This is a genomic window from Nocardia sp. CA-135398, assembly GCF_050955845.1.
Lineage (GTDB): Bacteria > Actinomycetota > Actinomycetes > Mycobacteriales > Mycobacteriaceae > Nocardia.
The window spans coordinates 3,412,529-3,428,819 of record NZ_CP192084.1 but is presented as its reverse complement, the minus strand read 5'-3'; the positions used below and the strand labels follow the sequence as shown (position 1 = coordinate 3,428,819).

General features: G+C 66.5%; 16 protein-coding genes. 3 read left to right on the top strand and 13 right to left on the bottom strand.

Translation table 11 applies throughout. The features are described from left to right. Positions 1–131 precede the first annotated feature (131 nt). The 13 genes from metK to ACQP1T_RS15110 all read right to left on the bottom strand — a co-directional run bounded on the left by metK (position 132) and on the right by ACQP1T_RS15110 (position 14,449). Positions 132–1,346: a methionine adenosyltransferase gene (gene metK / locus ACQP1T_RS15170; protein WP_433760862.1), complete on the bottom strand. Its 1,215-nt coding sequence runs from the start codon at positions 1,344–1,346 to the stop codon at positions 132–134. A 285-nt stretch (positions 1,347–1,631) separates the two neighbouring features. Beyond that, the gene (gene coaBC, locus ACQP1T_RS15165; RefSeq protein WP_433760860.1) at positions 1,632–2,855 is read right to left on the bottom strand and encodes a bifunctional phosphopantothenoylcysteine decarboxylase/phosphopantothenate--cysteine ligase CoaBC; all 1,224 of its coding nucleotides are present in this window, start codon (positions 2,853–2,855) and stop codon (positions 1,632–1,634) included. 25 nt (positions 2,856–2,880) lie between these two features. After that, positions 2,881–3,162 (bottom strand): DNA-directed RNA polymerase subunit omega, encoded by a 282-nt coding sequence (gene rpoZ, locus ACQP1T_RS15160; RefSeq protein WP_040692158.1) that lies wholly within the window; start codon positions 3,160–3,162, stop codon positions 2,881–2,883. A gap of 58 nt (positions 3,163–3,220) precedes the next feature. Further along, complete coding sequence (gene gmk, locus ACQP1T_RS15155) at positions 3,221–3,805, bottom strand: guanylate kinase (protein ID WP_433760858.1); 585 nt, start codon at positions 3,803–3,805, stop codon at positions 3,221–3,223. An 8-nt stretch (positions 3,806–3,813) separates the two neighbouring features. Next, a complete protein-coding gene (gene mihF / locus ACQP1T_RS15150) occupies positions 3,814–4,131 on the bottom strand; it encodes an integration host factor, actinobacterial type (protein ID WP_062993489.1) in 318 nt (105 codons plus the stop codon). Positions 4,132–4,746: 615 nt separating this feature from the next. Further along, positions 4,747–5,571 carry an orotidine-5'-phosphate decarboxylase gene (gene pyrF, locus ACQP1T_RS15145; protein WP_433760856.1) on the bottom strand — a complete coding sequence of 275 codons (825 nt, stop codon included), beginning with the start codon at positions 5,569–5,571 and terminating at the stop codon, positions 4,747–4,749. Positions 5,572–5,587: 16 nt separating this feature from the next. Then, positions 5,588–8,896 (bottom strand): carbamoyl-phosphate synthase large subunit, encoded by a 3,309-nt coding sequence (gene carB, locus ACQP1T_RS15140; RefSeq protein WP_433760855.1) that lies wholly within the window; start codon positions 8,894–8,896, stop codon positions 5,588–5,590. Next, a complete protein-coding gene (gene carA / locus ACQP1T_RS15135; RefSeq protein ID WP_433760853.1) occupies positions 8,896–10,008 on the bottom strand; it encodes a glutamine-hydrolyzing carbamoyl-phosphate synthase small subunit in 1,113 nt (370 codons plus the stop codon). Before carA ends, carB begins: the two co-directional genes overlap by 1 nt. Then, on the bottom strand, positions 10,005–10,502 hold the full coding sequence (locus tag ACQP1T_RS15130; protein WP_433760852.1) for a transporter: 498 nt from the start codon (positions 10,500–10,502) through the stop codon (positions 10,005–10,007). The genes carA and ACQP1T_RS15130 overlap by 4 nt, the downstream gene beginning before the upstream one ends. After that, positions 10,503–11,798 carry a dihydroorotase gene (locus tag ACQP1T_RS15125; RefSeq protein ID WP_433760850.1) on the bottom strand — a complete coding sequence of 432 codons (1,296 nt, stop codon included), beginning with the start codon at positions 11,796–11,798 and terminating at the stop codon, positions 10,503–10,505. It abuts the gene before it with no gap. Continuing rightward, positions 11,795–12,751 carry an aspartate carbamoyltransferase catalytic subunit gene (locus tag ACQP1T_RS15120; RefSeq protein ID WP_433760848.1) on the bottom strand — a complete coding sequence of 319 codons (957 nt, stop codon included), beginning with the start codon at positions 12,749–12,751 and terminating at the stop codon, positions 11,795–11,797. The genes ACQP1T_RS15125 and ACQP1T_RS15120 overlap by 4 nt, the downstream gene beginning before the upstream one ends. Positions 12,752–12,788: 37 nt before the next feature. Further along, positions 12,789–13,424, bottom strand: coding sequence for a bifunctional pyr operon transcriptional regulator/uracil phosphoribosyltransferase PyrR (gene pyrR / locus ACQP1T_RS15115; protein ID WP_040692178.1), 636 nt, complete (start codon positions 13,422–13,424; stop codon positions 12,789–12,791). 164 nt (positions 13,425–13,588) lie between these two features. Then, positions 13,589–14,449: an SAM-dependent methyltransferase gene (locus tag ACQP1T_RS15110; RefSeq protein WP_433760846.1), complete on the bottom strand. Its 861-nt coding sequence runs from the start codon at positions 14,447–14,449 to the stop codon at positions 13,589–13,591. A gap of 103 nt (positions 14,450–14,552) precedes the next feature. Here ACQP1T_RS15110 and ACQP1T_RS15105 point away from each other — a divergent pair, with 103 nt between their 5' ends. From ACQP1T_RS15105 to ACQP1T_RS15095, 3 genes are read left to right on the top strand one after another with little or no spacing between them, the layout of a single operon-like run. Beyond that, on the top strand, positions 14,553–15,107 hold the full coding sequence (locus ACQP1T_RS15105; RefSeq protein WP_433760844.1) for a TetR/AcrR family transcriptional regulator: 555 nt from the start codon (positions 14,553–14,555) through the stop codon (positions 15,105–15,107). A 51-nt stretch (positions 15,108–15,158) separates the two neighbouring features. Continuing rightward, positions 15,159–15,785: an alpha-ketoglutarate-dependent dioxygenase AlkB gene (locus ACQP1T_RS15100; RefSeq protein ID WP_433760843.1), complete on the top strand. Its 627-nt coding sequence runs from the start codon at positions 15,159–15,161 to the stop codon at positions 15,783–15,785. A gap of 56 nt (positions 15,786–15,841) precedes the next feature. Next, positions 15,842–16,288 (top strand): SgcJ/EcaC family oxidoreductase, encoded by a 447-nt coding sequence (locus tag ACQP1T_RS15095; RefSeq protein WP_433760841.1) that lies wholly within the window; start codon positions 15,842–15,844, stop codon positions 16,286–16,288. The last annotated feature ends 3 nt before the right edge of the window (positions 16,289–16,291 follow it).

The window sequence follows — 16,291 nt, the reverse complement described above, 5'->3', positions numbered from 1 at the left end:
AGCGGTGAGGTCCGCTGTGGGTTGGTGCACGCGGCCTCGTCAGAACTACAGGCCGGTGGCCGCGCGCAGTTTGTCCGCCCGCATCAGGCAGAGCCTCCCAGGGCAGGTCGGCATATCCATTTCGGCTACTCCTACAGGCCAGTGGCGGCGCGCAGTTTGTCAGCGCGGTCGGTGTGCTCCCAGGGCAGGTCGACGTCGGTGCGACCGAAGTGGCCGTACGCGGCGGTCGGCGCGTAGATCGGGCGCAGCAGGTCGAGGTCGCGGATGATCGCGCCTGGGCGCAGATCGAAGACCTCGGTGATTGCCGTGGCGATGCGCGCCGGATCGACCTGCTCGGTGCCGAAGGTTTCGACGAACAGGCCGACCGGTGCGGCCTTACCGATGGCGTAGGCGACCTGGACCTCGACCCGGTCGGCAAGTCCGGCCGCGACCACATTCTTGGCGACCCAGCGCATGGCGTAGGCGGCCGAGCGGTCCACCTTCGACGGATCCTTGCCGGAGAACGCGCCGCCACCGTGACGCGCCATGCCACCGTAGGTGTCGACGATGATCTTGCGGCCGGTCAGGCCCGCATCGCCCATCGGGCCACCGAGGACGAACTTGCCGGTGGGGTTCACCAGCAGGCGAATATCGGAGACATCCAGCGGTGCGGGCAGGTCGAGATCGGCGAGCACCACGTCGACGACCTTCTCGCGGATATCGGGCGCCAGCAAGTTGTCCAGGTCGATATCGGCGGCGTGCTGGGTGGAGATCACGACGGTATCCAAGCGGACCGGACGGTCGCCGTCGTATTCGATGGTGACCTGGGTCTTACCGTCGGGACGCAGGTACGGCAGCACGCCGGACTTGCGGACCTCGGTCAGCCGACGCGAAAGCCGGTGCGCGAGTGCGATCGGCAGCGGCATCAGCTCGGGAGTGTCGGTGTTGGCGTAGCCGAACATCAGGCCCTGGTCACCCGCGCCCTGCCGCTCGATCTCGTCGTCCGATCCGGCGGTGCGCGCCTCGTGCGAGGTGTCGACGCCCTGTGCGATATCCGGCGACTGCGCACCGATCGCAATATTCACACCGCAGGAATTACCGTCGAAACCCTTTGCCGACGAGTCGTATCCGATTTCCAGAACCTTTTCGCGGACGATTTTCGGAATATCCGCATAAGCCGATGTGGTGACCTCACCCGCGACGTGGACTTGGCCGGTGGTAACGAGAGTTTCCACCGCGACCCGGCTGCGCGGATCCGCCGCGAGCAGTGCGTCGAGGATGGAATCGCTGATGGCGTCACAGATTTTGTCCGGATGACCTTCGGTCACGGACTCACTGGTGAAAAGGCGGCTGCCAGACGTGGGCACAGTTCTTCCCTCTCCCTCAACGGGTTACTCGTATCGGATTGCGACGGTAACGCGATGCGGCCACCGCACAACCCTTCATTCAGACTATTCCAAACCACCGACGCGACGGGGCCGACGACAGGCAACTGTCTCAGACTATTGAAATCCGTCGACATATCGGGCCGGGGCTCCAGCCTCCAACACATCGACCAGTCCGGGTTGCGGTCGACAACAGCCTAACCATCACTCGGCGGCGTATCCACCGGACACCCTCGGTGCCCAGCAAACCAAGCGCCACAACGAGTCTCAGCGCAGCAGCGGACCGAGCGCGTCCAGCACCCGGCTCGCGAGCAATGCCTTCGATCCGTGGTCGAGCGCCTGTTCGGTGCCGTCGGCCCCGAGTAGCCAGCCGTCGTTGGTATCGACCTCGAACGCCTTACCCTCGCCGACCGCGTTCACGACCAGCAGATCACAACCCTTGCGCGCCAGTTTGGCCCGCGCGTGCGTGAGCACATCGCCGTGTTCGTCACCGGTTTCGGCGGCGAAGCCGACGATCGCGGTTCCGGGTAGTTGACCGTCGCGCCGCGCCTGCACCAGTCCGGCGAGAATATCGTCGGTTTTGGTCAGCGGGATCACGTCGGGCTCATGTGCGCCCTTCTTGATCTTGGCCGCGGCCACGGTGGTCGGCCGGAAGTCGGCGACCGCCGCGGCCATGATCACCGCGTCCGCACCCAGCGCGTGCTTCTCGACGGCGGTCTTGAGCTGTTCGGCGGTGGTGATGTGCACAAGGTCGACGGCGGCGGGGGCGGCCATCTCGATCGTATTGCCCGCGATCAACGTGACGTGGGCGCCGCGTTGCGCGGCGACTCTGGCCAATGCGTAGCCCTGCTTGCCTGAGCTGCGATTGCCGAGGAAGCGCACCGGATCCAGCGGTTCCCTGGTGCCGCCCGCGGTGATCACCACGCGGCGGCCGACCAGATCACGCGGGATGGCATCGGCGCGTTCCAGCAGCAGCGTCGCCAGCCCGAAGATCTCCTCGGGCTCGGGCAACCGGCCGGGACCGGTATCGGTGCCGGTCAAGCGGCCCGACGCGGGTTCCATGACGATCGCACCGTGCGCGCGCAGCGTCGCGACATTGGCGACGGTGGCCGGATGCTCCCACATCTCGGTATGCATAGCGGGCGCGAACAACACCGGACATCGGGCCGTCAGCAACGTCGCGGTGAGTAGATCGTCGGCACGGCCCTGTGCGGCGCGCGCCATCAGATCGGCGGTGGCCGGGGCGATGACGACGAGGTCCGCCTCCTGGCCCAACCGCACATGCGGCACCTCGGGCACATCGGTGAATACGTCGGTGTGCACCGGGTTCCCGGACAGCGCTTCGAAGGTTGCCTTGCCGACGAACTGCAGCGCCGACTCGGTGGGGATCACCCGTACCTGGTGCCCGGTCTCGGTGAACCGGCGCACGATCGAACAGGCCTTATAGGCGGCGATCCCTCCGCCGACGCCGACGACGATCCGTGTGGTCACTACGCCTCCGGCCTAGATGTGGTTGTTACTCGCCTTCGGAGTGCTCGAGCAGGTCGGAGTGGATCTCACGCATCGCGACCGACAGCGGCTTCTCCTGCAGGCCGGGCTCGACCAGCGGGCCGACATATTCGAGAATGCCGTCGCCGAGCTGGTTGTAGTAATCGTTGATCTGACGGGCCCGCTTGGCCGCGTAGATCACCAGCGCGTACTTGGACGAGGTGCGCTCGAGCAACTCGTCGATCGGGGGGTTGGTGAGGCCGACCGGAGTGTCGTATGCGGGCGCGGGCTTGATGTCCGTACTGCTCACTGAGAGGGCTCCTGCGGGGATCGGTTCTTCGGGCTGGGTGGTTTTCCGAGAGTGCGGGTCACGAACTCGAATTTGTGCTAACGAACAACGATACCAACTGCTCACAGGCGTCGGTCACCTCGTCGTTCACTATGACGATGTCGAACTCGTCACAGGCCGCCAATTCCGTCCTGGCGGTCTCCAACCTGCGGGCGATCACCTCGGCTGATTCGGTACCCCGCGCGGTCAGTCGGGAAACCAGTTCCTCCCAGCTGGGCGGGGCGAGAAATACCAGCAGCGCCTCCGGCATGGCCTTGCGCACCGACCGCGCGCCCTCGAGGTCCACCTCGACGAGCACCGGCAGGCCGGCGGCGAGCGCGGCCCGCACCGGTGCGGCCGGAGTGCCCGAGCGCTGCAGTCCCCCGTGGATATCGGCCCACTCGAGGAGTTCACCCGCCGCGATCATGGCGTCGAACTCCTCCCGGGATACGAACCGGTAGTCGCGGCCGTCGACCTCCCCGGGCCGGGGGGCCCGGGTTGTCGCCGACACGCTGAAGACCAGGTGGGGAAGTCGCTCGCGGACACAACGGACCACGGTCGACTTGCCCACGGCCGAGGGGCCGACCAGTACAACCAGTCGACCCTTCCGCGTGTGTTCGACCACCTTGGTGGTCAGGCGAAGTCGAATCGGGCGAGCAGCGCCTTGCGCTGCCGATCACCCAGTCCGCGCAGACGCCGGGTGGGGGCGATCTCCAGCTCGCTCATGATTTCCGCCGCCTTGACCTTGCCCACCTTGGGCAGAGCCTCCAGCAGCGCCGACACCTTCATCTTGCCGAGGATCTCGTCGGTTTCGGCGTCGGTGAGGACCTGCTTCAGGTCGGTGCCGCCACGCTTCAGGCGCTCCTTGAGCTCCGCCCGAGCACGGCGAGCGGCAGCCGCCTTCTCCAAAGCAGCGGCGCGCTGCTCGTCAGTCAGCTGGGGAAGGGCCACGGTTCCTCCGTCTCATCGTTCATTGCATCAACTCCTGCCGGTAACCCAGCAGTCTCAGCGACCGTACCCACGACGTTGCTCGATTGCGAACCCACCCCCCAGGTCAGCGCATGATTCGCCGATGTCGTAGGGGTGGGCCCGGCGGGATGCGCGCAGCGCGTCGATCGCTGCGGTGATCCTACCGCCGAAATCGCGAAATGCCCCGCTAGCAGGGCGTTTTCCTGCCGAAAGCGGGTTAGCGGAATGGTAGCGGCGACATCCCGCATCGGACCAGCAACCGGTCACGTGTCCGACCTGGAATTTTCTAGGATTTTTCCGCGTGTCGCGTTGTTCTTGCGCGTGTCGGAGGTGGGAAACGACCGATTTCAGGTTCCGGCCATTCATATCGACCGCGGCGCGGCAAGTACGCACGGCACGCTGTGCCGGTCCAGTTGGCCCCGAGATCGATCAGGACGCCGCCATGGCCACCGGGGTGCCGAATGGCACCGAAATCGTCGCAGCGGGCCGCACAGCTGTTCGATATGACACGTCATGCCCGCTCAACCAGCCTCCCCACCCCCCGAAACGCGAAGTGGACCGACGCCGAAGCGCCGGTCCACCGCAATCGTCATCGCGTCATCGCCGCAGGAACGCGAAGTCCTCCTGCAGGGCGCTTACCTTGGCACGCAGTGCCGGGACGGACGGACCGGCGCCGAGCACCTCCCGCGAAACATTCGGCACCGCGGCGTGCAACAACTGCTTCGGCACCAGCTCACGCACGGTTTCCGGACCGCCACCCTGCGCGCCGATGCCCGGCATCAGGATCGGGCCGTTGAGCTCGGCGAGATCCGGCGCCTCGGTGAGGGTGGCCCCGAGCACGATGCCGACCGAGCCGAATTCCGGGCCCGCATTGCACTGCGCCGCCGCGTCGACCATGGCCTGCGCGATCGTGCGACCGTTCGCCGCCTGTGCCAGCTGCACCTGTGCGCCTTCGGGATTCGAGGTCGCCGCGAGTACGAACAGACCGCGGCCGTTCGCCTCCGCGAGTGTCAAAGCCGGTGCGAGCGAACCGAATCCGAGATACGGCGAGACCGTCAGCGCATCCGAGCCGAGCGGTCCGTCGCCGAGCCAGGCGCGGGCATAGGCGTCCATCGTGGAGCCGATATCGCCGCGCTTGGCGTCGGCGAGCACCAGGGTGCCGGAGGCGCGCAGCACCTCGATGGTGCGCTCCAGTACCGCGATGCCACCGGAACCATAGGCCTCGAAGAAGGCGACCTGCGGTTTGATCAGCGCCACTCGGCCGTCGAAGGCCTCGACGCAGATCTCGGCGAATGCCTCGACACCGTCGACATCGTCGCTCAGGCCCCACGATTCGAGCAGGCCGGGATGCGGGTCGATGCCGACGCACAGTGGCCCGAAATGCCGCATGGCGTGCTGCAGTCGGGCACCGAACGTCTTCATCGCCGCGTCTCCTCGGTCAGCCACGCAGCACCGAATGCAGTTCCTGCAGCGAGCGCACCCCGATGCCGCCGTTGATGCTCGCCTCGATGCCCTGCACAGCCGCGGCCGCACCCTGCACGGTGGTGATGCACGGGATGTTCACACCGACCGCGGCCGTGCGGATCTCGTAACCGTCCACGCGCGGCCCGGAGTTGCCATAAGGGGTGTTGAACACCATGTCGACCTCGCCGTCGCGGATCTGCTCCACGATGGTCGGCTGATCGGCAGGACCCTGCTCGGAATGCTTGCGCACCTGTTCGCACGGAATTCCGTTGCGGCGCAGCATTTCCGCGGTGCCCTCGGTGGCCAGGATGCGGAAGCCGAGATCGTTGAGGCGTTTGACCGGGAACACCATGGCGCGCTTGTCCCGATTGGCGATCGAGACGAAGACGGTGCCCTCGGTCGGCAGCGAACCGTAGGCCGCGGCCTGACTCTTGGCGAAGGCGGTGCCGAAATCGGCGTCGATGCCCATGACCTCACCGGTGGACTTCATCTCCGGCGAGAGCAGCGAATCCACGCCGCTGCCGTCGGCCTTGCGGAACCGGTGGAACGGCAGCACCGCCTCCTTCACCGCGACCGGTGCGTCGAGCGGCACATGGCCACCGTCGCCCTCGGCGGGCAGCATGCCCTCCTTGCGCAGTTCGGCGATGGTGGCGCCCATGGTGATCCGGGCGGCCGCCTTGGCCAGCGGCACCGCGGTGGCTTTGGAGACGAACGGAACCGTCCGGCTCGCCCGCGGATTCGCCTCGAGTACGTAGAGCACATCGTCCTTGAGCGCGTACTGCACATTGAGCAGGCCCTTGACGCCGATGCCCTTGGCCAGCGCGATGGTAGAGCGACGCACCGCCTCGATATCGCTGCGGCCCAGGGTGATCGGCGGCAGTGCGCAGGCGGAGTCGCCGGAGTGGATGCCCGCCTCTTCGATGTGCTCCATCACACCGCCGAGGTAGACCTCGTCACCGTCGCACAGTGCGTCCACGTCGATCTCGATGGCGTCTTCCAGGAAGCGGTCGACCAGCACCGGATGTTCCGGGCTGAGTTCGGTGGCCCGGGAGATGTAGCCCTCCAGCGAGGCCTCGTCGTAGACGATTTCCATACCGCGGCCGCCGAGCACGTAAGACGGGCGCACCAGCACCGGGTAGCCGATGCCCGCGGCGATCTTCTTCGCCTGCGCGAAGGTGGTCGCGGTGCCGTACTTCGGCGCGGGCAGACCGGCGGCCACCAGCACGTCACCGAATTCGCCGCGGTCCTCGGCCAGGTCGATGGCGGCGGCGCTGGTGCCGACCACCGGCACACCGGCATCGGTGAGGCGCTGCGCCAGCCCCAGCGGGGTCTGGCCACCGAGTTGCACGATCACACCGGCCACGGTGCCCGATTCGGTCTCGGCGTGGTAGACCTCGAGCACATCCTCGAAGGTCAGCGGCTCGAAGTAGAGCCGGTCGGCGGTGTCGTAGTCGGTGGAGACGGTCTCCGGGTTGCAATTGACCATGACGGTCTCGTATCCGGCCTGCGAAAGCGTCTGCGCCGCATGGACACACGAGTAATCGAACTCGATGCCCTGGCCGATCCGGTTCGGCCCGGAACCCAGGATGATCACCTTGTCCCGCTCGCGCTGCGGCGAGACTTCCGACTCCGCCGCCGGATCGAGCTCGTAGGTCGAGTAGTGATACGGAGTCTTGGCCTCGAACTCCGCGGCGCAGGTGTCGACGGTCTTGAAGACCGGACGGATACCGAGCCGGTGCCGCAGTGCGCGCACGCCGGTCTCACCAGCCAACTCCGGTCGCAGCGCGGCGATCTGGCGATCGGACAGGCCATAGTGCTTGGCGCGGCGCAGCAGCGGCTCGTCGAGCACGGGGGCGTCGATGACCTGCTGGCGCAGCTCGACCAGTCCGGCCACCTCGGCCACGAACCAGGGGTCGATGCCCGAGGCCGCGGCGACGTCCTCGATGCTCGCGCCCAGCCGCAGCGCCCGCTCGACCTGGTAGATGCGTCCCTCGGTCGGAGTGCGCAGATCGGCCAGAATGGCCTCGGTATCGGTCCACTTGCCGTCGTCCTGCGTCCAGAAGCCCGCGGACTTGGTCTCCAGCGACCGCAGCACCTTGCCGAGCGCCTCGGCGAAGTTGCGGCCCAGCGACATCGCCTCGCCGACCGACTTCATCGTGGTGGTCAGCGTGGCGTCGGCGCCGGGGAATTTCTCGAAGGCGAAGCGCGGCGCCTTGACGACCACATAGTCCAGGGTCGGCTCGAAACAGGCCGGGGTCTCCTTGGTGATGTCGTTGACGATCTCGTCCAGTGTGTAGCCGATGGCCAACTTGGCCGCGATCTTGGCGATCGGGAAACCCGTTGCCTTGGAAGCCAATGCGGACGAGCGCGAGACGCGCGGGTTCATCTCGATGACGATCAGGCGACCGTCACGCGGGTTCACCGCGAACTGTATATTGCAGCCGCCGGTATCGACGCCGACCTCGCGCAGGATGTCGATGCCCAGGTCGCGCAGCCGCTGGTATTCGCGGTCGGTGAGGGTCATGGCGGGTGCGACGGTGACCGAATCACCGGTGTGCACACCCATCGGGTCCACATTCTCGATCGAACAGACCACCACGACATTGTCGCGGCCGTCACGCATCAGCTCGAGTTCGTATTCCTTCCAACCCAGGATGGATTCCTCGATGAGCACATTGGCCGTCGGCGAGGCGGCCAGACCGCCGCCCGCGATCCGATCCAGGTCCTGCTCGTTGTAGGCCATGCCCGAGCCGAGCCCGCCCATGGTGAACGACGGCCGCACGACCACCGGAAAGCCCAGCTCCGCAACGGTTTCGCGGACCTCGTCCATGGTGTGGCAGACCCGCGAGCGCGCGCTCTCGCCGCCCACCTTGGCCACGATGTCCTTGAACTTCTGCCGATCCTCACCGCGCTGGATGGCCTCGAAATCGGCGCCGATCAGCTCGACATTGTATTTCTGCAGCACACCGCGCTCGTGCAGGGCGACCGCGGTATTCAGCGCGGTCTGCCCGCCGAGTGTGGCGAGAATGGCGTCGGGGCGTTCCTTTTCGATGACCTTCTCGACGAATTCCGGGGTGATCGGCTCCACATAGGTGGAATCGGCGAATTCCGGATCGGTCATGATGGTCGCCGGATTGGAGTTCACCAGCGATACCCGCAGGCCCTCGGCCCGCAGCACCCGGCACGCCTGGGTGCCGGAGTAGTCGAATTCGCAGGCCTGGCCGATGACGATCGGCCCGGAGCCGATCACCAGGATGTGCTTCAGATCCTCGCGGCGAGGCATCAGGCTCCTTCCATGAGACCGGCGAAACGGTCGAAGAGATAGGCGGCGTCATGGGGCCCGGCGGCGGCCTCCGGGTGGTACTGCACCGAGAATGCGCGACCGTCGACCAGGCGCACGCCCTCGACGGTGCCGTCATTGGCGCACACGTGGCTGACCTCGGCCTTGCCGAACGGGGTGTCGAACTGTTCGCCCTGTTCGCCCTCCAGCGCGAAGCCGTGGTTCTGCGCGGTGATCGAGATCCGGCCGGTTTCGTGTTCGACGACCGGGATATTGATGCCGCGGTGGCCGAACTTCATCTTGTAGGTCTTGCGACCGAAAGCGCGGCCGAGGATCTGGTTGCCGAAGCAGATGCCGAACAGCGGCAGCCCCTGCTCCAGCACCCCCTGGGTGATGGCGACCGCGCCGTCCTGGGTGGCCGGATCGCCCGGACCGTTGGACAGGAAGACACCGTCCGGCTTCAGCTCCAGGATCTGGTCCAGTGAGACGGTCGAGGGCACCACATGCACCCGCATGCCGCGCTGGGCGAACATGCGCGGAGTGTTGGTCTTGATGCCTAGGTCGACCGCGACCACGGTGAAGCGCGGGTCGCCGTTCGGTTCGATCGTGTACAGCGCGTCGGTGCTGACCTCTTCGGCCAGATCCGCGCCGAGCATCGAGGGCTGTCCGTTGACTCGGGCCAGCAGTTCGTCGGCGTCGGCGAGCGCCGAACCCGAGAAGATGCCCGCCTTCATCGAACCGCGGGTGCGCAGGTGACGCACCAGCGCGCGGGTGTCGATGCCCGCGATGCCGACGATCCGCTGGCGGTCCAGCTGGTCCTGCAGGGTGCCGGTCGAGCGCCAGTTCGACGCGACGCGCGAGGCGTCGCGGACCGCGTATCCGGCGACCCAGATCTTGCCGGATTCGTCGTCCTCGTCGTTCCAGCCGGTATTGCCGATCTGCGGTGCCGTGGCAACCACGATCTGGCGGTGGTAGCTGGGGTCGGTGAGGGTTTCCTGGTACCCGGTCATCGCGGTGCAGAACACCGCCTCACCGAGTGTCTCGCCCACGGCGCCGAAGGCCGTGCCGCGGAAAACCCGGCCGTCCTCCAGCACCAACGCTGCCTGTCCTGTCATCTCTCGTCGTCTCCCGTCATCGCCCTGGCCCACGCCGGGTACACCGTCTTGTCGTCACCTCGGAAACCGGTATCTATCTCGGTTCCGGTCGGCAGCTTCCAGCGAATTACCAGCACACCATCTTCGGTCATCACCTTGCCCGCATGTCCGCGTTCGGTCCGCACGGCCGTAATGGATTCCTGCGGAATCCAGATCACCGTCGAACCGTCGCGCTCGAGCAGAATTCCCCGTTCGAACCGCGTGAGTTCCGCCGTGGCCCGGAAACCCAGGTCGCCCACCGCGATCCGGTCCTGCCAGCTCGGCGCGATGGTGCTGCCGAGATACATTCCGGTGGTCGGCTCGAGCACCTGAGCGCCGAGATCACCCGGCACATGCGGTAGTTCGCCGATCCGTGCGGCCTGCCGCGCGGCTCGGTTCTGCCAGCCCCGGTACATCAACCAGATGCACAGGGCGAACAGTGCGAGCAGTCCGACCACCCACAGTGCTCTTTCCACTTACGAACCTCCCACCGCCTTGCCCTCACGGGCGGTTACCCGGCCTCGGAGCAACGTCGTTGTCACTCGAGCCGGGAACGTCATGTCCTCGAACGGCGTGTTATTCGAAATGCTGGCGAGTTCGGCGGCCCGTACCGTCCAGGTCGCATCCGGATCGACCAGCGTCAGGTTGGCCGGTTCACCGACCTCGATCGGGCGGCCGTGGCCGTCGAGTCCGACGATTTCGGCCGGACGCTCGCTCATCACCCGGGCGACGCCGCGCCAGTCCAGCAGGCCGGGTTCGACCATGGTCCGCACGATGATCGACAGCGCGGTCTCCAGGCCGAGCATGCCGGGGCGGGCGGCGGCGAATTCGCAGCACTTGTCCTGTTCGGCGTGCGGGGCATGGTCGGTGGCGACACAGTCGAGGATGCCATCGGCGAGTGCCTGCCGCAGCGCGATAGTGTCGGAGACCTCGCGCAACGGCGGGTTCACCTTATTGACCGCGTCGTAGGTCTCCAGGCGCGAGTCGTCGAGCAGCAGATGGTGCGGGGTGACCTCGGCGGTGATCGAAATGCCCTGCGCCTTGGCCCATTTCACCAATTCGACGGTGCCAGCGGTGGAGGCGTGGCAGATGTGCACGCGGGCGCCCGCGTCACGGGCCAACAGTGCGTCGCGGGCGACGATCGACTCCTCCGCGGCGCGCGGCCAACCGGCCAGGCCGAGGCGGGCCGCGGTCGGGCCCTCGTGTGCGACAGCGCCTTTGGTCAGACGTGGCTCCTCGGCATGCTGGGCGATCAAAACGCCGAGGGAATTCGAGTACTCCAGCGCGCGGCGCATGAGCAGCGGGTCGTAGACGCAGTGTCCGTCGTCGGAAAACATGCGCACCGCGCCGACACCGGCCGCCATGGTGCCCATTTCGGCGAGTTGCTTCCCCTCCAGGCCGACCGTGACCGCACCCACCGGATACACATCGACCAGGCCGACCTCCTGACCGCGCCGCCACACATGATCGGTGACGACCACCGAATCGGCGACCGGATTGGTATTGGCCATGGCGAAGACCGCGGTGTAGCCGCCGAGTGCCGCTGCGGCGGAACCGGTTTCGATGGTCTCGGTGTCCTCGCGACCGGGTTCGCGCAGATGGGTGTGCAGATCGACGAAGCCGGGCAGCAGGATCTGGCCCTGAGCGTCGACGACCTCGGCGTCGATGATGCCCAGATCGGTTCCGATCGCGGCGATTACACCGTCGCGCACGAGTACGTCGACCGGCTCGCCCTCGCCGTACGGCCGAACACCCTTGAGCAGCAGGCTCATGCCACGGCCTCCTGGGTACCGACCAGCAGCCGGAACAGCACGGCCATCCGCATATGCACTCCGTTCGTCACCTGTTGCAGGATCGCCGCCTGCGGGGAATCCGCCACGGGCGAGGCGATTTCCATGCCGCGCAGCATCGGACCCGGATGCAGCACGACCGCGTTCTCGTCCAGCAGCGCGAGCCTGCGCTCGGAAAGTCCATAGTTGACGGAATATTCGCGCACGGACGGGAAGAAGCCGCCGTTCATCCGCTCCTGCTGCACCCGCAGCATCAGCACCGCATCGGCGCCGGGCAATTCGGCGTCCAGCGAGGGCGAGATCCGGGCGGGCCACAGATCCGCACCGACCGGCAGCAGCGTGCGCGGCGCGACCAGCACCACCTCGGCGCCAAGAGTATTGAGCAGGAAGACATTCGAGCGCGCGACCCGGCTGTGCAGGATATCGCCGACGATGACGATCCGCTTGCCCTCGACATCGCCGAGGCGCTGACGCAGGGTCAGCGCATCCAGCAGTGCCTGCGTCGGATGCTGGTGGGTGCCGTCACCGGCATTGATGATGGCCGGGCCCTGCCGCCCCTCCGCGACCGCCCAGCCATCCATCCAACGCGCGATCTGATGCGCCGCACCGGAGGCCGGGTGCCGGACGATGAGGGCGTCGGCTCCCGCCGCGTGCAGAGTCAATGCGGTGTCACGCAGTGATTCGCCCTTGGCGACCGAGGAGCTGCTCGCGCTGACATTGATCACATCGGCGCTCATCCACTTGCCCGCGACCTCGAACGAGACCCGGGTACGGGTCGAGTTCTCGTAGAAGACCGTCATCACGGTGCGCCCGCGCAGCGTCGGCAGCTTCTTCACCTCGCGGCCGAGCAGGGCCTGTTCGAAGCGTTCGGCCTCGTCGAGCAGTTCGGTGGCGGTGGCACGATCGAGATCGGTCACCGTCAGCAGATGTCTCACAACTGCACCTCGCTGACATTCGCTCCAGCGAGCCGGTTCACTGCGCTTCCTCCTGATGCAGATAGACGCCGTCGCGGCCGTCGTGTTCGGTGAGCAATACGGATATGTCCTCGCTGCGGGAGGTCGGCACGTTCTTGCCGACGAAATCCGCGCGGATCGGGAGTTCGCGATGGCCGCGGTCGATGAGCACCGCGAGTTGGACGGCGCGGGGGCGGCCGAGATCGCGCAGGCCGTCGAGGGCGGAGCGCACGGTGCGGCCGGAGAAGAGCACGTCGTCGACCAGGACGACGAGCGCGTCCTCGATGCCGCCCTCGGGCACCGAGGTGCGCTCGAGCGGGCGGTGCGGACGGCTGCGCAGATCGTCGCGGTAGAGAGTGATATCGAGCGAGCCCAGTGCCGGGCGGACGCCGGAGAATTCCTCGATCTTGTCGGTGAGTCGCGCGGCCAGGGTGGTGCCGCGGGTGGGAATGCCGATCAACACCACACGCGGTGCGTCCGGCTCGCCCGCATCCAGGGCGGTCTTTTCGATGATCTGATGCGCGATGCGCGCGATGGTCCGGCCGACGTCGGAGGGAGACAGCAACTCGCGTCCCGCGCTCACCCACTCCGGGGTGTGTCGCTGCGACGTTTCGGCAGCGCCGGACTTGGCGGCCCGTTCCTCGGGCACGGCCATGCCGACCTCCTTCCCCGCCTCACCGGACGGTCCGTTAAAGGATGTCTTTACGGCATGCAGCCTAGCAGCGCGGTTTGCACCGCTTTAACCAGGCATATCCGGCTGTGAGCGGGGCCACGCGCGGATCGGGCATTCCAAACATTCCGGGAGCATTCCGGGGAGGTTCACGGTTCCCGGACCGCGATGACGACTCCGATGTCCGGATCGTGCAGAGCGACGGGGCGGTCGAGGGTGGCGACCATATCGTCCCAGCTACGGAATTCGGTGCGCCAGCCGTGTTCGTCCAGCCAGGTTCTGGCGTCGGCGCCGAGGCCGGTGCGCGGACGGTCCGCGCCCTCGTCAGCACGGACCAGGCGTTTGAGTTCGGCGTACGGCCGGGCATTTTCGTCGACGGCGAAGCGGCTGACGCCGAAACGACTTCCAGGAGCGGATAATCCGGTCAGCGTGGTGACCACGTGCATAGCGTGTTCGTGGGTCAGATAGCCGAGGACGCCCTCGTCCACCCAGTGCGTGGGCAGATCCGGCCGAAATCCGTGCTCCCCGAGCAGCTTTGCCCAGTCCTCGCGCAAATCGATGGCGAGCACCGCGCGGCCGCAGCGGGTTTTCGCGTGTGCCGCGGCGAGGACCGGTTCCTTGAACGCGAACAGCTCCGGCAGATCGATTTCGAACACTCGGACGTCGGCGGGTAGATCCATGCGGAATGCCCTGGTGTCCAGACCCGCACCGATCAGCACGATCTGGCGAATACCTTGTTCGACCGCCTCGGCGACTCGGTCGTCGACGAGCCGGACGCCGACCGTGCGGCCTTCGAAGAACATGTCCGCGACTTCCTCCAGTCGCGCCCAGCGCTCGATTCCGCCGTCGATCTCGCGGTACGCGCGGCGGGCAGCGTCGACGAACAGCTGCGCGAAGGGATCGTCATACAGGCGATCCGTGCGCACGGATTCCTTCGCCCGAATGACCGCGACGCCGACCGCGGTCAGCGCGACGCCCGCCATCGGCAGCTTCGGATGCGTTTCGGTCACTGCTGCCTCCACATAGATTACTTGCCGCCCGGCTAGTAAGTCGGGCTCAGCGAAGACGCTAGGCTTCCGCTAGCCGGTCGTCAAGCAAAAAGAGAAGGACGCCATGGACGGACGTCGCAGCGATACGCGGGAGCGGATTCGTACTGTCGCAATGGAATTGTTCTCCGAACGCGGCTACGAGAAGACCTCCCTGCGCGAGATCGCCGACCGCCTCGGCGTCACCAAGGCCGCGCTGTACTACCACTTCCGCACCAAGGAAGATATCGTCGCGAGCCTCTCCGACGACCTGCGTCGCGGCATCGATGACATCGTGACCTGGGCCGAAAGCACACCACCCGGCCAGGAACGTGCCAACGAAATCCTCACTCGCTACGGCGCGTTACTGCACGGCATCGGCCGCGGCATGGTCCGCTTCTGGCACGAAAACCAGCCCGCGTTCCGCCAACTCGATTTCGGCTCGAGCATGCGCTACCAGTTCCGAGTGCTCGCCGACCTGATGGCCGGTCCGGACCACCCGCCATTGGCCGTCTTCCGCGCGCGCGAAGCCCTGCTCGCCATCAGTTGGAGCACCGCCATGATGGGCGATCTCCCACTCACCGATGACGAGTGCTACACCGCCGCCGTCGATATCGCGCGCGACATCCTGAGCAAGAATTGAATGACCGTTTTTCGCTAGCACATATGTTCGATACGGCGTAGATTCGGCGACATGTCGACACCGCTGCAGGGATCATTGCTCGACGGGTTCGGGGATATCGAGGTGGGAGGGCTCGATGGTGTGCACCGGACCGAGTTGACGCATGGCGCCTGGGTGGACGTATTGCCCGGGTGGTTGTCGGGGGCGGATGTGCTGTTCGAACGGTTGGCGGATGCGGTGCCGTGGCACGCCGAGCGGCGGCCGATGTACGACCGGGTGGTGGATGTGCCACGGCTGCTGTGCTTCTACGAGGAGGGTGCGCAGTTACCGGATCCGGCGCTGGATGAGGCACGGGACGCACTCACCGCGCACTATCGCGAGGAACTCGGCGAACCGTTCCGCACGGCCGGATTGTGCTATTACCGCGACGGACGCGACAGCGTGGCCTGGCACGGCGATACCTTCGGGCGCGGGGCGACCGATGACACGATGGTCGCCATCGTCTCGATCGGCGCACCGCGTGCACTCCTGCTGCGACCGCGCGGCGGCGGGGCGAGTCTTCGATTTCAGGTCGGACATGGGGATCTGCTGGTCATGGGCGGCTCATGCCAACGCACCTGGGAACACGCCGTACCGAAGTCCCGCAGGCCCACCGGACCGCGAATCAGCATCCAATTTCGGCCGCGGGACGTGCGCTGACCCCGGCCCGACGGCCAGTTGACCTCAACCACGGTTGAGATAAGAAGCTGATCTCCATGAGCGCAACGACAATTCAGCCCGTGGTCGCGGATACCACGGTCGATCACACCGAAGACATCGCGGCGATCGAGCAGATCATCGCCAACGTGGAAACCGCGTACAACACCAACGATGCCGAACTCATGACCGCCGACTTCACCGCCAATGCCGCGGTGGTCAATGCGGTCGGAGCGCTCCTGGTCGGGAAAGAAAAACTGCTGGAGGCGAACCGTCAGGGGGTGGTGGGATTTCTGAAGGATCAGTATGTCCGCTACGAGGTCGCCGACATCGTATTCCTGCGGCCGGATATCGCGATCGCGCACAAGCTCGCCCGGGCGACGACGGCCGAGGGTGAGCTGATCGATTTCGATCACGCGATGATCGCGCTGTATGTCCTGGTCAAAGAGAACGGTCGGTGGTGGACCGCGGCACGGCAGAACACACTGATTCCGCGGGCGGAGTAGCCG

Excerpts from the sequence above, each read along its gene's own strand:
- pyrF (WP_433760856.1), bottom strand. The coding sequence starts at position 5,571 with ATGAAGACGTTCGGTGCCCGACTGCAGCACGCCATGCGGCATTTCGGG.
- carB (WP_433760855.1), bottom strand. The coding sequence starts at position 8,896 with ATGCCTCGCCGCGAGGATCTGAAGCACATCCTGGTGATCGGCTCCGGG.
- carA (WP_433760853.1), bottom strand. The coding sequence starts at position 10,008 with ATGACAGGACAGGCAGCGTTGGTGCTGGAGGACGGCCGGGTTTTCCGC.
- ACQP1T_RS15125 (WP_433760850.1), bottom strand. The coding sequence starts at position 11,798 with ATGAGCCTGCTGCTCAAGGGTGTTCGGCCGTACGGCGAGGGCGAGCCG.
- pyrR (WP_040692178.1), bottom strand. The coding sequence starts at position 13,424 with ATGGCCGTGCCCGAGGAACGGGCCGCCAAGTCCGGCGCTGCCGAAACG.
- ACQP1T_RS15105 (WP_433760844.1), top strand. The coding sequence starts at position 14,553 with ATGGACGGACGTCGCAGCGATACGCGGGAGCGGATTCGTACTGTCGCA.
- ACQP1T_RS15100 (WP_433760843.1), top strand. The coding sequence starts at position 15,159 with ATGTCGACACCGCTGCAGGGATCATTGCTCGACGGGTTCGGGGATATC.
- ACQP1T_RS15095 (WP_433760841.1), top strand. The coding sequence starts at position 15,842 with ATGAGCGCAACGACAATTCAGCCCGTGGTCGCGGATACCACGGTCGAT.